Origin of the sequence: Bacillus sp. S2(2019) (assembly GCF_005144805.1) — a bacterium.
In the GTDB taxonomy this organism is placed as follows: Bacteria; Bacillota; Bacilli; order Bacillales; family Bacillaceae; genus Bacillus; species Bacillus altitudinis.
In genome coordinates, this window is record NZ_SWFL01000003.1 from 722,545 (window position 1) to 743,946 (window position 21,402).

Genomic DNA, 21,402 nt, shown 5'->3' on the forward strand with positions numbered 1-21,402 from the left:
GCATTAAAAAATTGCCGCCTAGTCATGCAAACAAATATTCGGTACACTAGAATGAGAGGTGGATACCAGATGAAGAAGAAAACAATGAACGAACTCATAGAAGATTTAAAAAAAGACGAACAGGTCGAGCATTGGCATGAAATTGAAGCGAAGCCTGCACTGACTTCTCCAATTCCTGAAAGAGTAAATGACAGGCTCAAAGTGGCGCTTGAAAAAAGAGGTGTGAGCGAACTGTACATTCATCAAAAGGAAGCCTTTGAACGTGTGATGGATGGTGAAAATGTGGTGACTGTGACACCTACAGCTTCAGGTAAAACGCTTTGCTACAATCTGCCAGTTCTTCAGTCGATCGCAGAAGATCAGACAAGCCGCTCCCTCTATTTATTTCCAACAAAAGCACTTGCGCAAGATCAAAAAAGTGAATTAAACGAAATCATTTATGAGATGGATGTTCCAATTCACAGTGAAACCTATGACGGGGACACCTCCCCAGCGATTCGCCAGCGCGTCAGACAGGCAGGACATATTGTCATCACAAATCCAGATATGCTGCATTCAGCGATTTTGCCTCACCATACGAAATGGGTCAGTTTATTTGAGAACTTAAAGTATATTGTCATTGATGAACTTCATACATACCGAGGTGTGTTTGGCAGTCATGTCGCCAATGTCATTCGTAGACTAAAGCGAATTTGTGCATTTTACGGAAGTGACCCGACCTTTATTTGTACATCAGCGACCATTGCGAATCCGAAAGAGCTTGCAGAGCAGCTGACCGGAAGCAAGGTGCATCTCATTGAACGAAACGGAGCACCTAGCGGTAAAAAGAATTTTGTCTTTTACAACCCGCCAGTCGTCAATAAGCCATTAAATATTAGACAAAGTGCGGCCAGTGTTGTGAATCAGCTCGCTAAAACATTTTTAAAAGAAAAAATTCAAACGATTGTTTTTGCTAGAAGTAGGGTAAGAGTTGAAGTTATCCTAAGTCATATTCAAGAACTAGTGAAAAAAGAAATTGGTCCTAAATCGATCCGTGGTTACCGCGGGGGCTATTTGCCGAAAGAGCGGCGCATGATTGAAAAAGGCTTAAGGGAAGGAGACATTCTCGGTGTAGTCAGCACAAACGCACTAGAATTAGGAGTAGATATTGGACAGCTAAAAGTCTGTATCATGACCGGATATCCTGGCAGTGTAGCGAGTACGTGGCAGCAGGCTGGACGAGCTGGAAGGCGTCATGAGGAAGCACTCATTATCATGGTCGCAAGCTCATCGCCACTTGACCAATATATTGTCAGACACCCTGAATACTTCTTTAACAGACCACCTGAATCGGCAAGAATCAATCCCGAGAACCTTATCATCCTAGTCGATCATCTAAAATGTGCGTCCTACGAGTTACCGTTTCGAGAAGATGAACAGTTTGGCGGTATGGAAGTAGAAGAAATTTTGCAATACTTACATGAAGAAGGGGTTCTTCATTTCAGCGGGAACCGTTATTATTGGTCAGATCAATCGTTCCCGGCTCATGGCATCAGTCTGAGATCTGCAAGTCAGGAAAATGTCGTCATTGTCGATCAATCCGATGTAGCGAACGTTCGAATTATTGGGGAGATGGATCGATTCAGTGCGATGACCTTACTTCATGATGAAGCGATTTATTTACATGAAGGGGTTCAGTATCAAGTGGAAAAGCTAGATTATGAGCATCTTAAGGCTTATGTGAAACAAGTCGATGTAGAATATTATACAGATGCGAATTTAGCGGTTCAGCTCAAGGTGCTTGAAATTGATCAGACAACAGAGAAGGAAGCGGTATCTGTTCACTACGGTGATGTGACCGTCAATGCAATGCCGACCATTTTCAAAAAAATTCGATTATCAACCGGTGAAAATATTGGTTCCGGCCCGATTCACTTACCTGAAGAAGAGATTCATACGAGTGCTGCTTGGTTTGAATTACATGAAGCAGAGCGGACATTTGAAGAAAAAACACTTGAACAGCTCTTGCTCGGTATTGCCAATGTTCTTCAGCATATTGTTCCGGCGTTTGTCATGTGTGACCGTTCAGACATTCATGTTATTTCTCAAATAAAGGCAGCCCATACGGGGAAACCGACCGTATTTTTATATGATCATTACCCAGGTGGAATCGGTTTAAGTAAAGAGGTCCAGGCTCGCTTTGATGAAATTGCTCGTGCAGCCACTCAGCTGATTGAGCGATGCAGCTGCGAGAACGGCTGTCCATCTTGTATTGGCATGGAAATGAAAGAGATCAATGGAAAAAGCAGTATCATTCAATTGATGACAGGATTTTAAGGGAAAGGAGGAATAGACCTACTCATGTCATTAAAAGGAAAATTAAACAGAATGAAAAAACACCTGTCGCACAATCAGTCAGATGAAAAGCGTGGGGCAGTAAAAAAGGGACAAACGCACACTGTGACGGCTGAAACCATTCCATTTCTAAAAGAGTGGGGGGAATTAGGTGCAGCTCCTTACTACTTTGAAGACTCTTTCTGCCTCATTCGGGAAGTGACCTATCCACTTGACCATCAGCATGGGCGATATTCATTTGCAGAACTGCCGGAGATGGTGAGTGCATGGAACAAAAGTGAGATTCAGCATTCTCTTTCTGCAAAAGGCTACAAGCCTCACGAGCTATTTTTCTTCGATACAGAAACAACAGGACTATCTGGCGGAACGGGAAATATGATTTTTTTGCTTGGGCATGCGAGAGTTTATTCAGATAAAGTGGTGGTAAAACAACATCTGCTCACGAATCCAGGAAATGAAGCGGCACTTTACAAAAGCTTTCTTAGTGAGGTGGATGTCGAATCACTTGTAACATATAATGGAAAATCATTTGACTGGCCTCAAGTCAAAACGAGGCATACATTATTACGCGATCAAATACCTGCTCTACCTGAATTTGGTCATTTTGACCTTCTTCATGGGTCAAGGAGATTGTGGAAACATAAATATGAGCGTATGGCTCTTTCGGTTGTAGAAAAAGAGGAACTGCACGTCAATCGAGAGGGAGATACACCGGGGTTCCTCGCACCAATGATCTATTTTCACTTTTTAAAGGAACAAAACCCGAAACTGATTGAAGGAATTTTGACTCACAATGAACTTGATGTCTTATCGTTAATCAGTCTCTACATTCATTTGTCTAAAAAAATCTTATCCAAAGATGCGGTGAAGGAAGACGATGAGAAATATGCATTAGCTAAGTGGCATCTTGCTCACCGTGATGTGCAGGAAGCAACAAAGCACCTGCAAGAATTAACGGGAGCAGCGTTTGAGCATGCGGATCAAGCAGCTTATGATCTATCATTACAGTACAAGCGATTAAAACAATGGGATGAAGCGGCATGCATATGGAGGCGTCTATTTGAATCAAGTGATGTTCATGTAAGATTAAAAGCGGGTGTAGAGCTTGCAAAGTATGAAGAACACCGTCAAAAAGATCCAAAAGCAGCCCTTTCCATTACCCAAACATTGTTATCACAATCGTCTTTAAGTGAACGAGACATTGTGGAACTTGACAAGCGAGAAAAGCGGCTCTTAAGAAAAGCTGGGCAATGAAATTATTGCCTGGGAAAGCGCAAAAAATGACAACGTTCGGCTCTCGGCCGAAAATAAAAATTGTTTAGCACTTTTATTGTAGAAAAGTCACGAATCCTGTAAAATAACGTTAGATATTGAATGAGGAGCGTAGAGCATGTATAAGGGTCTTTTCTACTTGTTTTTTCTTGTTGTCATATTGGTCGCTTTTGTTTTTTCAAACTATAAAGATGTTTTTCTTGCAAACTTTTAAAATAGGTTAATGCATTAGTACATGTACACCTCTTGATTCATACATTGTTAATGTAAGAAAATCAAGGAGAGGGGAATGCTACATGTACCATCATCATCATTGCAATCCAAATGTTACACAGCCAATTGTACATCCAACGAATCACTGCTGTACGCACAGTGAGTCAACTACAATTGTGCCGCACATCCACCCGCAGCATGTAACAAATGTTCATCACCAAAATTTCCAACATGTTCACTACTTCCCGCATACGTTTTCTCAGGTGGACCCGGCAACACATCAACACTTTAACTGCGGTGGACCTTGCTGTAACAGATAAAGTGAAATGGGACTTTTATAAGTCCCTTTTTTTAAAAGCAGGTGAAAAAATGAAAATTATCGCTGTCACAGGGTACAAGCCATTTGAGCTTGGGATCTTCAAACAAGACGAGCCTGCACTTCAATACATAAAAGCGGAACTTCGGAAAAGGCTGGCGGCACTCATTGAAGACGGGCTGGAATGGGTGCTCATTTCAGGTCAGTTAGGGGCAGAAATATGGACAGCTGAAGTGGTCTTTGAGCTTCAAGAGGAGTACCCAGATTTAAAACTTGCTGTCATTACACCATTTTATGAACAGGAAGAGCGCTGGAATGAACAAAATAAAGAGCTGTATGAAGGCGTTCTTGCACAAGCTGATTTTGTAGAAAGTGTCACGCATAGACCGTATGAAAGTCCGGCACAATTTAAACAAAAGAACCGCTTTTTTATTGAAAAAACGGACGGTCTTCTCGTCTTATATGATCCCGAGCATGAAGGCTCGCCAAAATATATGATCAAAGAAGCTGAAACCTATACCGACTACCCAATTATGTATATCACAATGGATGATTTAAGAGCACAGGTTGAGGCGGAAGATCCGTTTTTTGACTAAAAGCAAGAGAAAATTTGACAACGTCACGTATTTCTGAAAAAATATACTATGAATTCACGATATGAGGTGAAAAAGATGCTTGCTGATAAAGTAAAGCTTTCTGCGAAAGAAATTTTAGAAAAAGAATTTAAAACAGGTGTCCGAGGGTATAAACAAGAAGAAGTCGATAAATTTCTAGATATGGTCATTAAAGACTATGAGACATTCCATCAAGAAATTGAAAAACTGCAACAAGAAAACCTTCACTTGTCAAAACAGCTTGAAGAAGCGGTTGAGCAAGGGAAAAGACAGCCTGCACAGTCCAATACAACAAACTTTGATATTTTAAAAAGACTATCTAATCTTGAGAAACACGTTTTCGGCAGCAAACTTTATGATTGAGTAATACCAAAAAAGCTTGTGTCAGATGACATTGTCGTTTATAATAACGCATGTTGATTAACGTTCGGGTAATCGCTGTAATGCTTTGACATTGCAGAGGAAAGTCCATGCTCGCACGGTGCTGAGATGCCCGTAGTGTTCGTGCCTGGCGAAAAAATAAGCCAGGGCAGCCTGGGAAAGGCTGACGGCAGGAAAAATGCCTACGTCCTTTTAGGATATGGCAAAGTATCCTTGAAAGTGCCACAGTGACGAAGTCTTACTAGAAATGGTGAGAGTGGAACGCGGTAAACCCCTCGAGCGAGAAACCCAAACTTGGTAGGGGAACTTTCTCAAAGGAACCAAACGGAGAGAAGGACAGAGAATTCTGTAGATAGATGATTACCACCTGAGTACGAGGCTTTTGCCGTTTGTAGTACGATGGAACAAAACATGGCTTACAGAACGTTATATCCGTTATCATAAACATGATGAAATCAAAGCTCTCCTATTTCTACATATGGAGAGCTTTTATCTTGATTAAGAAAAGAACGAGAAAACAGGTGATAAACAAATGAAAACCTATACACTCATCGCAACAGCGCCAATGGGAATTGAAGCGATTGTTGCAAAAGAAGTAAGAGACCTCGGGTATGAGTGCACTGTAGATAACGGAAAAGTTATTTTTCAAGGAGATGCGCTTGCCATCTGCCGTGCGAATCTATGGCTGCGTACAGCAGACCGAATCAAGGTCCAAGTTGCTGAATTTTCGGCTAGAACATTTGACGAGCTTTTTGAGCAGACAAAAGCCATTGACTGGGCTGCTTTTTTACCGAAAAATAGCACATTCCCTGTCATTGGTAAATCTGTTAAATCTCAGCTTGCCAGTGTGCCGGATTGTCAGCGCATCGTCAAAAAGGCTATCGCGCAAAAACTTAGATCGTCTTACAACATACAGTCTGAATGGCTAGAAGAGACAGGCCCTGAATACAAAATCGAGGTAGCGCTTTTAAAAGATAAAGTATTGCTGACGCTTGATACGTCTGGTGTGGGTCTTCATAAACGCGGATACCGTGCAGATCAAGGGGGCGCGCCGATTAAAGAAACCCTTGCAGCGGCGCTTGTCTTATTAACGAACTGGACACCTGACCGTCCGTTTGTCGATCCTTTTTGCGGATCAGGAACAATTGCTATTGAAGCAGCGATGATTGGACAAAACATTGCCCCTGGATTTAACCGTGAGTTCGCATCTGAATCATGGGAATGGATCGGTGAGGACGTTTGGAACAAAGCACGCCTTGAAGTAGAAGAAAAGGCGAATTATGATCAGCCGCTTCACATTATCGCGAGCGATATCGATCATCGTATGGTAGAGATTGCGAAACTGAACGCAGAAGAAGCTGGACTTAGTGAACTGATTCAATTTAAGCAAATGCAAGTGAAGGACTTTCAAACAAAAGAAGAGTATGGTGTGATTGTCGGAAATCCGCCTTACGGTGAACGTCTCAGCGATAAGCCAGCTGTGGAAAAAATGTATCAAGGCATGGGCGAAGCATTGAAAAATCTAGATACGTGGTCCATTTACATTTTAACGTCACATGAAAAATTCGAAGAGTGTTTCGGAAGAAAAGCGACGAAAAAGAGAAAACTGTTTAATGGATTTATTAAAACAGACTATTATCAATACTGGGGAAAACGCCGACCTAGAAGAGAAACAACTGAATCGTAACAAATGTCCACACCACGAGAAGGTGTGGATTTTTTATGCTAAAAAGGTATAAGTCTTCTCGGGACGGAATAAACTGAACTTGATTTTAAAAAAAGAGGTGTCTTCATGATTCATTATGATCAATTTCAGTTAATTCAAAAAGCACTCGCTTCAACAGCCCGAGAAATAGAGGGGATTGAAACAGGACAATCTGCTAAACTTACGGCAGCCATCGAGAACTTAGCAATGGCTCAAAACTACATAGACCATTCAGAGCACGCATTTTTAATGAAGGAAAGCTACCAGCATCGCCTGCGCTCTTAAAAAAAGATTGTCATACCCCAGCATAAATGTTACTATTGAATGTCTGAATGATTCAAAAGTTGGGGGTTGGAGCAGGTGACAGCATCTCGTTTGCCTTTTTCATTAACAAAAGAACATAATTTTTACGAAGAACTGGGCAACTGGATTGGTGATGTGTTTTATGACATCTTGCCAGAAAAGGGCTTTGATCTTCGAGATGAACAAATATTCATGGCTTTTCAGTTAGAAAGAGCCTTTAAAGAAAAAAGTGTGATGTTTGCCGAAGCTGGGGTAGGCACAGGCAAAACAATCGTTTACCTTTTATTTGCGGTCACATATGCAAGATATACAGGGAAACCTGCGATCATTGCATGTGCAGACGAAACGTTAATTGAACAGCTGGTCAAACAAGAAGGTGATATCTATAAAATTGCCAATCACCTTGATATTCAAATAGATGCGAGATTAAGTAAATCGCATGATCAATATTTGTGCTTAAAGAAACTAGAGAAAACGATGCAACGTGAAGATGATGAGAAGTGGCTCGACATTTATGAATCGCTTCCTTCATTTGTTCATGAATCTCATGGGATGCAGACATTTTATCCGTATGGTGATCGAAAAGAGTATCCAGAATTAACAAATGATGAGTGGTCAAGAATTGGTTATGACTCTTTTCAGGACTGCTTAACGTGCGACATGCGGCACCGCTGTGGCTTGAATTTATCAAGAGACCATTACCGAAAAGCCACAGACCTCATCATTTGTTCTCATGACTTTTACATGGAGCATGTATGGACAAAGGAGTCACGTAAACGTGAAGGACAGCTGCCGCTCCTTCCTGAGCATAGCTCTGTTGTATTTGATGAAGGACATCTTCTTGAGTTTGCAGCACAAAAAGCGCTAACATACCGAGTGAAGCAATCAACACTTGAGACGTTTTTGGAGCGTCTTTTGCAAAATGATATTCGTGAAGAGTTTGCAGAACTTGTTGAAGATGCACTTGCAACAAACGATCAGTTCTTTTACCTCTTAAAAACGAATGCCAAAGAAATCAAAGGATCACACCGTCTTGAAATTGGTCGTGTAGATGAGGTGAAGCGTTCAGCAAGTGAATTATGTGATTTGCTTGAGAAGATTGGAGAAGCGCTCGTATTTGAATCAGAGATGTACACAATTGATCAATATGAATTGTCTGTTGTGGAAGAGTACATTGAACAGATGGCGTATTCTCTGTCGCTTTATCAGAAAAATGCCATTAGCTGGCTGGAGAAGCAGGAATTAGATACAACCTTTGTCGTCATGCCAAAAACGGTAGCAGAGGTGCTTGGTGAAAAGGTATTTTCACAAAAAATCCCTTATATTTTCTCATCTGCTACGTTGTCTGAAAATCAATCATTTGATTATTTAGCTGAAAGCCTTGGGATCAAAGATTATTTATCCATGAGTGTGGCTTCGCCGTATGATTATGAGGAGCAAATGCAAATGTATTTCCACGGAATTCAGCAGCCAATGACAGAGTCAGATGTAAAAGGTCAGCACGTGCTGGCTCAGGTAAAAGAAAATGGCGGTCGATCTCTTATTTTATTCCCTTCATTTGATGAACTGCATGTATTTAGAAAGCAGCTCGATGCATCAAATGAACCACTGCCTTTCCATGTGTATTTTGAAGGAGACGAGGAGATCAGTACCATTGTTCAAAAGTTCCAAGCAGATGAAACATCTGTGTTATGTTCCGTTCACCTGTGGGAAGGGCTGGATATTCCAGGACAGTCTCTAACAAATGTGGTCATTTGGGGACTTCCATATCCACCGCATGACCCAGTATTTGAAGCAAAACGGAATGAAGCGAAAGATGCATTTACTGAAGTGGACCTTCCGTACATGCTGCTTCGTCTAAGGCAGGGCATTGGGAGACTGATTCGGACAAGCCAAGATGCTGGCAGCATTCATATTTACTTTGGCAGTCAGAAAGATATTGAGCTACAAAGTAAAATTGAATCCGTTCTTCCAGTGAGGCCAGTGATCTCTTAATAATAGAAAATGATTCAACAAAAGGAGGATACGTGCAGCGTATCCTCCTTTTTCATTGACAAAAGAACATTTATTGAAGTAGCCTTGAAACGTACATACATATTTTATTGATTGGGGGAACGAACGCATGAGTCTTGAATCAAAAGAGAAAGCGTTTTATCAATTACTAGGAAAAATCGCCCATTATACAGAGGCGCTTCATTTACTTTATTGGGACTCTCGAACACAAGCGCCTAAAAAAAGCGCTGATTTCAGAGCAGAAACCATCGGTCAATTATCCAGCGATATCTTTAATATGAAGACTTCTGATGAAATGAAAGATCTTCTTGTTGCTTTAAATAAAGAAAAAAAAGAGCTGTCAAAAGACACACAGAAGGCACTCGAATTATCGCAAAAAGAATATGATGAAAACAGTAAAATTCCAAAAGAAGAATTTAAAGAATACTCCATTCTACAATCAAAAGCAGAACATGTTTGGGTAGAAGCAAGGGAGAAATCAGATTTTTCACTCTTTGCGCCCTATTTAAAACAGCTGATTGATTTTAACAAGCGTTTCATTCAATACTGGGGCGTGAAAAAAACGCCATATGATGTGCTGCTCAATAATTATGAGCCGGATATGACGGTTGAACAACTCGATCAAAAATTTGGCGCACTTCGAGACGCCATCGTTCCTCTCGTGAAAAAAATTGAAGCTTCGCCAAATAAACCAGATACATCATTTTTATCGAAAAGCTTCCCGATCGACAAACAAAAAGAGCTGAGTCTCTTTTTCTTAAAAGAGTTAGGGTATGACTTTGACGCAGGACGACTTGATACAACGGTTCATCCATTTGCTGTGACATTAAGCAGAGGGGATGTACGTGTGACAACGCGTTATGATGAGCACGATTTTCGCATGGCGATCTTTGGCACCATTCATGAATGCGGCCATGCCATTTATGAACAAAATATTGATGAGGCACTGAGCGGAACGCTCTTATGTGACGGCACATCAATGGGTATTCATGAATCACAGTCTCTTTTCTTTGAGAACTTTATCGGCAGACATGAAGATTTCTGGAAAACGTATTATCAAAAGCTACAAGAGGCATCTCCTGAACAATTTAAAGATGTCACTTTAGAAGAATTTGTGCATGCGGTGAACGAATCGAAGCCGACTTACATTCGAATTGAAGCAGATGAACTCACGTATCCACTTCACATTATTATTCGCTATGAAATTGAAAAAGCCATTTTCAATGAAGAAGTAGCCGTTGAAGATCTGCCAGCGTTATGGAATGAAAAATATAAAGCATATCTTGGCATTACGCCGCCTAACGATGCGCTTGGTATTTTGCAGGATGTTCACTGGTCTGATGGTAGTTTTGGTTATTTCCCTTCATATGCACTTGGTTATATGTATGCGGCGCAATTAAAGCAGCAAATGATCAAAGATTTACCGAATTTTGATGAACTGATTCAAAATGGGTCTTTTGCACCGATAAAAGAATGGCTAACTGAACATGTCCATCAGCATGGAAAACGGAAAAAGCCATCTGAAATCATTCAAGACGCAACTGGTGAAGAATTAAATGTTCAATACTTAATTGATTATTTAACAGATAAGTACACGAAACTATATTTATCATAAATGAAAGGCACCCTTTGATCAGAAGGGTGCTTCAGCGTGTAGACAAACCCTCGCATTCGTTGTCAGTCCTGCGTGCTGGTGCTCACGAATGTTAAATTCGCTCTGCTCCGGTGCTCGCCCTTCCTAGACTGCAAAGGTTTTCTATCACGCTGAAAAGAAGACAAAGGGCTAAAATAAAGTTCATTTTAGCCCTTTGTCAACAATCTGAGGCACCCTTTAATCAGAAGGGTGCTTTTTTGCTGGTTGAATATTCTAAAAACGAACGTTTAAAGCTTAATGATTATTTAAGTTCGGTATTTTTCTAGAAAAGTGCTTTCCAAGCGTCTGAAATCTTGTTATAATTTGAACACTATGAAACACTCATATAATCGCGTGATGAAGGCACGCAAGTTTCTACCGGACACCGATACCGTCCGACTATGAGTGAGCAAAATGAAACAGCTTTTGTATGAGCTGAAGATCCTGTGGATCGTTTTCGCATTGCTTGCTCCTTAATGGACAGCAATGCTTTTTTTATGCAAAAAAATGAAAGTTGCTAATATGCTGGGAGGAAGAATGATGGAATTGTTACGTCAAAAGATCGAGAACGAAGGAATCGTTCTGTCAAATCAAGTGCTAAAGGTAGATGCTTTTTTAAATCATCAAATTGATCCTGTGTTGATGCATGAGATCGGTCAAGAGTTTGCTAGATTATTTAAGCATGATGGGATTACTAAAATTATCACGATCGAATCTTCTGGTATTGCACCTGCTGTCATGGCTGGACTTGCCCTTCATGTGCCAGTTGTTTTTGCCCGAAAGCGGCAATCACTGACTTTAACGGATAACCTTTTGACAGCAAGTGTGTATTCTTTTACCAAAAAAGTAGAAAGTACGATCGCTGTCTCTAACACTCACCTTAGTGAGGATGATTGTGTGTTAATTATCGATGACTTTTTAGCAAATGGAGAAGCCGCTAAGGGACTAGCTGCAATCGCAAAGCAAGCGAAAGCAAAAGTAGCTGGTTTTGGAATTGTTATCGAGAAATCATTCCAGCCTGGAAGAAAAGAACTTGTGCAAATGGGCTATAGAGTCGAGTCACTCGCACGTATCGAATCGCTCGAGGAAGGAAAAGTCACGTTTGTACGCGAGGTACAATCATGAGTGCCGCTAAAAAAGCCAAAACCCTTTCGCTAGGGATACAGCATGTACTGGCGATGTATGCAGGTGCGGTTCTTGTCCCGCTCATTGTTGGAGATGCGCTTGGGCTCACGCCAGCCCAGCTGACGTACTTAATTTCGGCGGATATTTTCATGTGCGGTGCCGCCACACTGCTTCAAGTATGGAAAAACCGCTTTTTTGGCATCGGTTTGCCTGTTGTACTAGGCTGTACATTTACTGCGGTATCTCCTATGATTGCGATTGGCTCTAAATATGGAATTTCGTCTATATATGGGAGTATTATCGCCGCAGGGTGTATTGTCATTGCTCTTTCATTTTTCTTTGGGAAGCTTGTGAAATTCTTCCCGCCCGTTGTCACAGGTTCCGTCGTCACGATCATTGGAATTACCTTAATTCCGGTCGCCATGAACAATATGGCAGGTGGTGAAGGAAGTGCAGACTATGGTTCTTTTGAGAATCTTGGACTTGCTTTTCTTGTATTGTTTATCATTGTCCTTCTCTATCGATTTACAAAGGGATTCATGAAAGCCATTGCCATCTTAATCGGCATTCTACTCGGAACAGCAGTTGCTGCTTTCTTAGGGAAGGTGGAGACAGCAGAAGTGGCGAATGCACAAGTTTTCCGCATCATTGAGCCTTTTTACTTTGGGTTGCCTACTTTTGAATTTGCACCAATCATGACAATGACATTAGTTGCCATTGTGTCATTAGTCGAATCAACGGGTGTATACTTTGCGCTCGGAGATTTAACGAATCGTTCATTAAAAGAGAAGGATTTAGCAAAGGGATATCGTGCAGAGGGAATTGCCGTCTTATTAGGCGGTATCTTCAACGCTTTTCCATACACAGCCTACTCCCAAAACGTTGGATTGATCCAGTTAACAGGTGTGAAGAAAAATCAGGTCATTGTGGTGACAGGGGTATTATTAATGGTATTTGGCCTTTTTCCTAAAATCGCTGCATTTACAACGATTATTCCAAAGTCCGTTCTAGGCGGTGCAATGGTCGCCATGTTTGGGATGGTCATTGCGTACGGGATTAAAATGCTCTCACGCGTCGATTTTGCAAAACAAGAAAACTTGCTCATTGTCGCATGCTCAGTTGGCATCGGGCTAGGAGTAACGGTTGTACCGCAAATGTTTGAGCATTTGCCAGAATCGATTAAATTGTTAACAAGTAACGGAATTGTCGCCGGAAGCTTTACCGCTATTTTGCTTCATATTATTTATCACATGATTCCTTTTAAAAAAGAAACAGAGCAGGAGCTAATGGAAGAACCTAAGCAATCTGTTATGTAATCACTTCTCTTGGAGAGGTGTTCAGATTGTTGACAAAGGGCTAAAATGATCTTTATTTTAGCCCTTTGTCTTCTTTTCAGCTTGATAAAAAACATTTGAAGCTCTAGGAAGGGGCGTGTAAGGGTTTGTCTACACGCTGAAAGCCCGCATCTTTTGGATACGGGTTTATTGTGATTAGCGCTATTAATGTTGTACCGGCGGCATTGTTTCGTTAATGACTGCAAATGTATAGCCACTTGCTTTTAGTTGTGTAATCAGGCTATCTAAATAGTTCGTGGTAGAGGGTTGATCATGCATTAAAATAACTTTTGGTTCCCATGGTTTATTTTTCTCAAACATTTGCAGTTGATTCAATACCTCTTGAACATATTGTGAGTTTTTATATCTCCAGTCAAGGCTATCAATCGTCCAATCCCAGTAAATAAAGCCATATTGGTTTAAGCGTACTTTTTGATCATATGTTAAATTTGGAACACTGCCATAAGGTGTTCTCACAAGACGGGTGTAAACGCCTGTAACAGAAGCAAGAATGTGCTGAGCTTCTCTCATTTCATTTGCGGGAGACTCACTGTTTTGATAAAAGCGGTTTATATCATGCGTCATGCCATGAAGCCCTAATTGATGTCCTTCTTGATAAAGTCTTTTCACAGCTGCTTGGTGAGCTTGGATTTGCGGTCCAAGCATGAAGAATGTCGCCTTCACTTGATGTGCTTTTAAGACATTTAACAGCTGATTTGATGTAGCAGAAGGGCCATCATCAAATGTTAAAAAGACCGTTTTATTCGTTGTCTGTTGGTTTGGATTGGTCTTAAATTGTTGATCCAATGTTCTTGTAGAATGATCTTTTGCTTTCAGACTGATACTTGTGTCTCGGAAGTCACTGCTAGTAACAATTGTTGCTTGCCCATTTGTCGCCTGCAAATGGGGTTTAGACATATCCCAGATAAAAAAGAGAAACAGTGTAAGAAGCACTAAACCAATTATCTTCGAGAGAAATATCGTGTTGTAGGGTGTTTGTTTTTTGGACACCTTTTTCATGACAATCACTCCAGTCAATTAAATTTTGTGCCGAATCATGTAGTAGATTCTGTCTTTTTTCACTGTTTTTCATGGTGTTCATATTGATTAAGTATACAGGAAAAAAAACCTTTTCATATATAATCATCAAATAAATTTGCATTTTATGGTTATTTATTTGTGTTGATCAGAAAAAAAGGTGATCCATTCATGTTTAAATGAAATAATTCTGAATAATGATCGAAACGTTGATATTTATACGCTAAGATAGCAACAGATTTAACCATTAATGCGAAGTGAAAGGAGATTCCGTATGAAAGTGTTGTAAAATGACGATTTCATTGAAAAAAGGATGCTCATGTGGATATTGGAGATAGAGGCTATCAATCGCTAATCGCGAAATACATAGAGAAAAACTCTTACCCTACAAAATAAAGAAGAAACAAAAGAAAGCAAAGTCAGTACAACTGAATCAGTGATTGACTACTATGTAAAAGGTGAACGTGAAAAGTCATTTGCTTATTCCTTTCATACAGCACTTTTACTTGAAGTAAAGGTGGGGTTTGTCTACGGTCTGCACTTTTCATTTGAGAGGTGTTTTTTTGCATAAAGCTATGTTAACTAACTCTATTAATAATCATTTTTGTTCTTTAGATATAAAATAAGATGAGAGTGAATGGTTAAGAATCGTATTGAATGACATCAACCAAGAAATAGATCTAAACGAATAGGATGATTGTTGAAATCTGTCTGCTCTCTCCATATGGGACTTATGATAAAGTTGGTTTATTAACATTCTCCAAATGGGTGTTAATAAAAGGTGGGATAAGTAAATGTTAGGATTACCAAGAGGGGAAGTTTTTTTAGTGCCTTGGTCTATGGAGTGGAAAAACGAATATGAAAAAGAAAAGCGCCAGATAATAGCTGATATTGGTCCATACACAATCAATGTACACCATATTGGAAGTACAGCAGTAAAAGGTTTAAGCGCTAAGCCTTGCAATTGAAATAGAACATTTTTTTGATGGTGAAAAATGTGTAATAGCGTTGGAAGCACTCGGTTACTCATATAAAGGAACAGACGTATTACCTGAAAGACACTACTTTAATAAAGGAGAACCACGAACACATCAAATCCATATGTACCAAAGACATAATAAGTATTTACTTGAACAGTTAAATTTCAGAGATTACTTGAGAAATAATGAGCAAGCTAGAAGTGAGTACCAACAGCTTAAACTTAAATTATCAAGATTACATGGAAATGACAAACACAAATACGCACATGAAAAAACTGCTTTTATTAAGTCAATCCTCGAAAAGATTTAGGTGAGGGTTTGCTCTTTAGATGTTCATAAGAGAGGTCATTCACAGAGGAACTCCCAATTAACGGAGTTCTTTTTTTTTCATTAAATCACCATTATTTTTGAACATAAATTGCATAAAAAAAGCAGGTTCGCTTGGCTTGGAACGAACCTGTGAAGGAGGAAAACTACATCATGTTTTCATCTATATTATCCAATATTTATCAATTGTCGTCAAGACAAAAAGTTAGACGGAGGAAAATATTTTGACTGAATTGTGTCGTTTTGGCATGTATATCCTTTTTTTGATTGGGGATATTAACCGAAAAAAGAGGTGAAGCCGATGGCATACATTCTTTCAGTTGGAACAAGTCTGCCAAAACATCATGTGGATCAGCAAGCAGCTGCTCAATTTGCAAGGTCTCAATTTAAACGATCGTTTAAAGATATTGATCGGCTATTAAAAGCTTTTAATAATGGCGAAATAGAGAGCAGGCAGTTTGTACAGCCTATTGATTGGTATCAAGAACATCATTCTTTTGAAGAGAAAAACAACCTCTATATCGAAAAAGCATTGGCACATGCGAAAGAAGCCGTTTTTCACTGTCTGCATGAAACAGCGTTCCTTACAAAGCCAGTTCCTTTTGATGAGATTGATGCTTTGTTTTTCATCTCCAGTACAGGGTTATCAACGCCAAGTCTTGATGCAAAGCTGATGAATGTTCTTCCATTTTCTCCTTATACGAAACGAGTGCCGATTTGGGGGTTAGGCTGCGGGGGCGGGGCGGCAGGCTTATCCCGAGCTTATGAATACATCAGGGCGTATCCAGAAGCGAAAGTGCTAGTTGTTGCCTGCGAGCTTTGCAGCCTCACTTTTCAGCCGCAAGATCAATCAAAAAGCAATTTAATTGGAACCTCACTGTTCGGTGACGGGACTGCGGCCGTTCTTTTAACTGGAAAAAAGGCTGCCTCTAAGTATACGCGGTTAAAAACAGTACCTAAAGTGCTTGGTACGCAGTCAGTGACCATGAAAGATTCTGAGGATGTGATGGGATGGGATTTTACCGCCGACGGATTTCGGGTCATCTTCTCACGTGATATTCCGTCCCTCATTTCTGGGTGGTTAAAAGAGCAAGTGGATCAATTTTTACATCAGCTAGGGTTTTCAACAGAGGATGTATCCGTTTTTCTTGCTCACCCTGGAGGAAAAAAAGTGATTGATGCCTATCTTGAAAGCCTATCTTTACAAGATCATCAGCTATTTTCTTCAAAAGAGGTTCTGAAACAGCATGGAAACATGTCCTCTGCCACCGTTTTATATGTGATAAAGCATTTTCTTGAACATCAGTCACTAGATGCAGGACAGGTGGGGCTTTGCGGAGCACTTGGTCCAGGCTTTTCGTCAGAATTATTGCTCATGAAATGGGAGGGGCTCTCGTGATGATTTTCTGGATAGTGATTGGCATTTTCATTTGTCAGCGCCTCATTGAAATGCTTGTGGCGAAAAGAAATGAAAAGAAGGTGAAGGCGATCGGAGCGATCGAATTTGGTGCAAGCCATTATCCTTATATGGTCGCTATGCATGCAGCATTTTTCCTCTCGCTTATTGGAGAGACATGGCTGCTGCATCGTCAACCGTCTCGTTTTTTCCTATTGCTGCTTGTGTTCCTGCTTGCTACCCAGGTGATTCGGTACTGGGCACTATGTTCACTTGGGACGTATTGGAATACAAAAATCTTAGTCGTTCCCAATGCGATGATTGTGAAAAAGGGGCCGTATCGCTGGTTAAAACATCCTAACTATGTGGTGGTGGCGATTGAACTGATGTTCATTCCGCTGCTATTTAACGCATTTATTACTGCCATTTTGTTTACTTGTTTAAATGGATGGATGATGATGGTCAGAATACAAACAGAAGAAAAAGCGCTGAATCAATATTTACTAAATTAATATTGAAAATCATTATCAATTGTGCTACACTTTCATTAATGATAAACATTCTCAATCATGAAGGATGGACGGTGATCACATGACAATGATTTTCTTACTCGGTACGGTCTGTGTATACAGCTTATTGATTGGCTTCGTATTAAAAGGTGTTTCAAAAAAATCTGCTTCCTGATTGCAGTCCATTGTGACTGATCGGGCAGCAGATTTTTTTTATTTCCTCAGATCAGAAGAAAAATCTCTTTATTTTGTGTAAAATGGTACACATACATAACTGACTTTTCTAAAAACAAAGGGGTTTATCGTCATGAAAGACTTGTCTATTCGAGATTCGCTCGTTCAAATTACAGGTGCTTTATATCAAAGTCTTCTGAAAAGGGATGATCACGAGCGTGCAGCCAAACTTGCATCTATTATGAAAAAGGAAGCTGAAGAAGAAGTGTATATCGCATTTACCGGCCACTATTCTGCTGGTAAGTCATCACTAGTGAATCATCTTCTTCATGATCACATCCTGCCCACAAGCCCAATTCCAACGAGTGCAAACTTGGTTGTTGTCAGGAAAGGGGTCAGTGAAGTTCAGCTCCATACGTCTGATGGACGCTTTGCAAAAATGAGCGGTTCTTATGATAAAGAAGCGGTGCAGCGTTTTTGTAAAGATGGGGAACAAATTGAGATGGTGGAAATTAGCGGTGATTATAGTGGACTTGAAGAAAAAGTGGCACTCATTGATACGCCGGGAATTGATTCAACGGATCATGCGCACTTTTTATCCGCTGCTTCGATTCTTCATCAAGCGGATGCTCTTTTTTATGTCGTTCATTATAACCATGTCCATTCTGAAGAAAACATTCGCTTCATTCGCTCGATTAAAGAGAAAGTGCCTAATCTTTATTTCATCGTCAATCAAGTGGATCGGCATGATGAACAAGAGACAACTTTTGAAAACTACAAAAAACAAGTCGTTGAGATGCTTTTAAAAGAAGGCATTGAAGAAGAACATCTATATTTTACTTCTGTGACGGATGAGGCACACCCAAAAAACGAAATGATCCGTTTAGTGAAGAAGCTACAAGAATTACAAACCATGCCTAAAGCATCACTTCGAGCCTATACAGAGCAGAAAATCGAACATGTTTTAAAAGAACATATAGACTCGTTAAAAGAAGAACTGCATGAAGAGGACCTTGATAATCAGCTTCGAGAAAAAAGGAATGAAGTGAAAGAACTAGAAGAGAAACGCCGATTTATTGAAAATGGTGCAAAGCAGGTAGAAGATAAAGTGTCTTCTGAAGTAGAGAACATCTTAAAAAATGCAAACCTCACGCCATTTAAGATGCGAGAGCTTGCAAGTGACTATATCGAATCGAAAGCACCTGGCTTTAAAGTGGGTTTACTTTTTGCCAAAAATAAAACCGAGCAGGAAAAGGAAAAGCGGGCAAGTGATTTCTTAGCAGATGTAAAAAAGAGAATGAAAGCGGAAGTTGACTGGCACATTGCCGAGCTCCTTAAAAAAGAAATAAAACAGCATCAGCTTGGGGAAGCGTTATTAGACAAAGCCATGGCATTTGACACACCTGTTGAAGAATCCTTGCTTGAAAAGGTCATTCACCAAGGGGCAACTTTTTCTAACGAATATGTTCTTCAATATGCGAAAGATGCTGGTGAAGCATTGAAAAGACAGGCAAAACAGCAAGCGCTTCAATTGATTGAACAGATGATTGAGACCTTGAAAGACCAGCTCAAGAATGAACAAGAGAAGCAAGAGGAAAAATGGAAACAAGCGAAACAAGAGCTTCAGAGGCTTGAGGGGTACAACGAAAAAAATGAAAAAATAAGACTAGATATTCAGCATTTATGGGATATTTGGCAAAACGGAACGGATGATCATATCCCAGGCGACTGGTTTTATGCGAAAAAGCAATGGATGCAGCACGACCAGCTGGAGAAGAATCGCGCATCAATTCATGTTGAAGAGAGCGATCAAGCAACTGAACGGATAGAGCGCGATCAATACCGCCAATCACAGCATTTAACAACAGCACAATCAATTGCACAATTTAAAGAGCTTTCCCGCATTTTATCGCCTTTAGATATTCTAAAGTCTCAAAGAGATTCCTTTGAAAAACGAACAGAACGGCTGCAGGCAAAAGAATTTACACTCGCTTTATTTGGCGCTTTTAGTTCTGGAAAATCTTCTTTTGCCAATGCGCTTGTTGGACGGAAGGTGTTACCATCATCACCTACGCCAACAACTGCGACAATTAACAAACTGACACGACCTACGGAAGATCATCCTCATGAAAGTGTCAAAGTGGTGTTTAAAACCAAGCAGGACATTCTAGAGGAACTCGATCAGATTCTTGGATTTTCGATCGCAACAGAAAAAGGAGATTCGTTTAAGGCAAAGCTGGAAAGAGTACTGAAAAAACGGCAGCTCGAACAGGATCACCGAATCATTGTAGAACATTTCCTACAAGCCTATGCCAAGTTTCATGATGACATTGACAACCAAACCAATTTACATGTCACAATTCAAGAATTAAAGCCTTATGTAGCGAAAGAATCTGTTTCTTGTGTGGTGAAGGAAGTGACGGTGTATTTAAGCACACCTCTGACAGATAAAGGGCTGACGATTGTCGATACACCAGGTGCAAGCAGTATGAATAAGCGTCATACAGAGATCGCCTTCCAGTATATGAAAGATGCAGACGCCCTTCTTTATTTAACGTATTATCAGCACTCTTTCTCAAAAGCTGATCGCTCATTTTTACGGAAGCTTGGACTCGTAAAAGATTCCTTTAGCATGGATAAAATGTTCTTTATCATCAATGCAGCTGATTTGGCTAAGGATCAAGCAGAGCTTGAAACCGTATTTGACTATGTACGAAGCGAGCTCACAAAAGAAGGCATCCGCAATCCAAACCTGCATCATGTGTCTAGTAAGGAAGAGATCGAAGGGAAAGAGCCGACATCTTATAATCAATATGCAACACTGAGAAAACAGCTCGACTATTTTATTGAGGAAGAATTAACGAAAGATGCCATTGAACTTTTGCATTTTGAAGCTAATACATTATGTACAACGGTCGATAGACTACGTGCGACCTTGCATCAATCAGAAGATGAGAAAGAAGCTGAAAAGAAAAACATCAAGACATCCTATGAAGCCATTCTCGAAAAAATGCAAGATGTGAAACTGTCTAAGCTTGTGACTGAAAGCGTAAAAAAAGACGTGCATGAACAGCTCTATCATATTGTACAGCGGCTTTCATTATTTGCGAATGATCTGTTAAAGTCTGCCTTTTATCCTGGCATATCTCAAGGGAATTTTGGTCAGCAGTTAAAAAAGGCACTTGAGAAAGCGTTAAAGGAGTATGAATTTGAATTTGTGCAGGAGCTCAAGGCGCTTGATATCCGAATGGAATCGTTTATCCACCATTATTTCCAGGAGGAGTGGGAAAAAGGGATGCAGGCTGCATGTGCGGAAGATCCTTACTTTTCTCTCAGCCTGTCAGCCCCTGAGGAGAAAAATGCTGAGCTAAAACAAATTGAAGTCGAAGCAGAGATTGCACCATTTGAGCCGCTTTTAAAGAAACAAAAATCAGCGAAAGCCTTTTTTGAGCAAAATGAAAAGGCTACGTTTATTGAAGCCATTCGAGATGTTCTACATCAAATGACAACACGTTGGGCAGATAACGAAAAAGAAGAGTTGCTGAGCAGATATGAAAAGCTAGTGAAGACCTATACGGAAAGGTACGAACAAGATGCTCTCCAACAGCTCAATGAGCAAAAACAGACATTTATGACGAGCCTTACAACAGATGCTGAAAAACAGGCGATCATTGAACAAGTTTATGAACAAACAAATGAATGGAAGAACCAGTTGAAAACGATATGATTCATGAT

16 protein-coding genes, 1 other RNA gene, 1 pseudogene and 1 riboswitch are annotated in these 21,402 nt (G+C 40.3%); of the genes and pseudogenes, 17 read left to right on the forward strand and 1 reads right to left on the reverse strand.

Going from position 1 to position 21,402, the window contains the following annotated elements:
- The first annotated feature begins 69 nt into the window (after nt 1–69).
- The 12 genes from FBF75_RS14025 to pbuX all read left to right on the forward strand — a co-directional run bounded on the left by FBF75_RS14025 (nt 70) and on the right by pbuX (nt 13,225).
- Nucleotides 70–2,316, forward strand: a complete 2,247-nt coding sequence (locus FBF75_RS14025) for a DEAD/DEAH box helicase (RefSeq protein WP_136944853.1) — start codon at nt 70–72, stop codon at nt 2,314–2,316.
- A 24-nt stretch (nt 2,317–2,340) separates the two neighbouring features.
- Nucleotides 2,341–3,588: a ribonuclease H-like domain-containing protein gene (locus FBF75_RS14030; RefSeq protein ID WP_136944854.1), complete on the forward strand. Its 1,248-nt coding sequence runs from the start codon at nt 2,341–2,343 to the stop codon at nt 3,586–3,588.
- Nucleotides 3,589–3,902: 314 nt separating this feature from the next.
- Nucleotides 3,903–4,139 (forward strand): spore coat protein CotD, encoded by a 237-nt coding sequence (gene cotD, locus FBF75_RS14035; protein ID WP_072368252.1) that lies wholly within the window; start codon nt 3,903–3,905, stop codon nt 4,137–4,139.
- 49 nt (nt 4,140–4,188) lie between these two features.
- The gene (locus FBF75_RS14040; RefSeq protein ID WP_285850555.1) at nt 4,189–4,731 is read left to right on the forward strand and encodes an SLOG family protein; all 543 of its coding nucleotides are present in this window, start codon (nt 4,189–4,191) and stop codon (nt 4,729–4,731) included.
- A 75-nt stretch (nt 4,732–4,806) separates the two neighbouring features.
- Nucleotides 4,807–5,112: a cell division regulator GpsB gene (gpsB, locus tag FBF75_RS14045; RefSeq protein WP_008344631.1), complete on the forward strand. Its 306-nt coding sequence runs from the start codon at nt 4,807–4,809 to the stop codon at nt 5,110–5,112.
- A gap of 60 nt (nt 5,113–5,172) precedes the next feature.
- Nucleotides 5,173–5,554, forward strand: an RNA gene (rnpB, locus tag FBF75_RS14050) — RNase P RNA component class B.
- Between the two features lie 108 nt (nt 5,555–5,662).
- Entirely contained in the window at nt 5,663–6,817 is a 1,155-nt protein-coding gene (locus FBF75_RS14055) for a THUMP domain-containing class I SAM-dependent RNA methyltransferase (RefSeq protein ID WP_017359722.1), read from the forward strand.
- Between the two features lie 105 nt (nt 6,818–6,922).
- A complete protein-coding gene (locus FBF75_RS14060) occupies nt 6,923–7,120 on the forward strand; it encodes a hypothetical protein (protein WP_017359721.1) in 198 nt (65 codons plus the stop codon).
- A gap of 75 nt (nt 7,121–7,195) precedes the next feature.
- Nucleotides 7,196–9,133, forward strand: a complete 1,938-nt coding sequence (locus tag FBF75_RS14065; protein ID WP_048001897.1) for an ATP-dependent DNA helicase — start codon at nt 7,196–7,198, stop codon at nt 9,131–9,133.
- Between the two features lie 127 nt (nt 9,134–9,260).
- Nucleotides 9,261–10,766 (forward strand): carboxypeptidase M32, encoded by a 1,506-nt coding sequence (locus FBF75_RS14070; protein WP_048001898.1) that lies wholly within the window; start codon nt 9,261–9,263, stop codon nt 10,764–10,766.
- A gap of 340 nt (nt 10,767–11,106) precedes the next feature.
- A riboswitch (purine riboswitch) is annotated at nt 11,107–11,206 on the forward strand.
- 118 nt (nt 11,207–11,324) lie between these two features.
- A complete protein-coding gene (xpt, locus tag FBF75_RS14075; RefSeq protein WP_008346333.1) occupies nt 11,325–11,909 on the forward strand; it encodes a xanthine phosphoribosyltransferase in 585 nt (194 codons plus the stop codon).
- Complete coding sequence (pbuX, locus tag FBF75_RS14080; RefSeq protein ID WP_007500846.1) at nt 11,906–13,225, forward strand: xanthine permease PbuX; 1,320 nt, start codon at nt 11,906–11,908, stop codon at nt 13,223–13,225. The genes xpt and pbuX overlap by 4 nt, the downstream gene beginning before the upstream one ends.
- Before the next feature lie 183 nt (nt 13,226–13,408).
- Here pbuX and FBF75_RS14090 read toward each other — a convergent pair whose 3' ends face one another.
- The gene (locus FBF75_RS14090; RefSeq protein WP_135227113.1) at nt 13,409–14,263 is read right to left on the reverse strand and encodes a polysaccharide deacetylase family protein; all 855 of its coding nucleotides are present in this window, start codon (nt 14,261–14,263) and stop codon (nt 13,409–13,411) included.
- Between the two features lie 812 nt (nt 14,264–15,075).
- Here FBF75_RS14090 and FBF75_RS14095 point away from each other — a divergent pair.
- The 5 genes and pseudogenes from FBF75_RS14095 to dynA all read left to right on the forward strand — a co-directional run bounded on the left by FBF75_RS14095 (nt 15,076) and on the right by dynA (nt 21,394).
- A pseudogene (locus FBF75_RS14095) lies at nt 15,076–15,571 on the forward strand (GrpB family protein).
- A gap of 318 nt (nt 15,572–15,889) precedes the next feature.
- Complete coding sequence (locus FBF75_RS14100) at nt 15,890–16,987, forward strand: type III polyketide synthase (RefSeq protein WP_017367477.1); 1,098 nt, start codon at nt 15,890–15,892, stop codon at nt 16,985–16,987.
- Nucleotides 16,987–17,496, forward strand: coding sequence for an isoprenylcysteine carboxyl methyltransferase family protein (locus tag FBF75_RS14105; protein ID WP_017367476.1), 510 nt, complete (start codon nt 16,987–16,989; stop codon nt 17,494–17,496). The genes FBF75_RS14100 and FBF75_RS14105 overlap by 1 nt, the downstream gene beginning before the upstream one ends.
- 85 nt (nt 17,497–17,581) lie before the next feature.
- On the forward strand, nt 17,582–17,668 hold the full coding sequence (locus FBF75_RS14110) for a Fur-regulated basic protein FbpC (protein WP_223251174.1): 87 nt from the start codon (nt 17,582–17,584) through the stop codon (nt 17,666–17,668).
- A gap of 132 nt (nt 17,669–17,800) precedes the next feature.
- Nucleotides 17,801–21,394: a dynamin GTPase gene (gene dynA / locus FBF75_RS14115; RefSeq protein ID WP_136944855.1), complete on the forward strand. Its 3,594-nt coding sequence runs from the start codon at nt 17,801–17,803 to the stop codon at nt 21,392–21,394.
- Nucleotides 21,395–21,402: the final 8 nt, after the last annotated feature.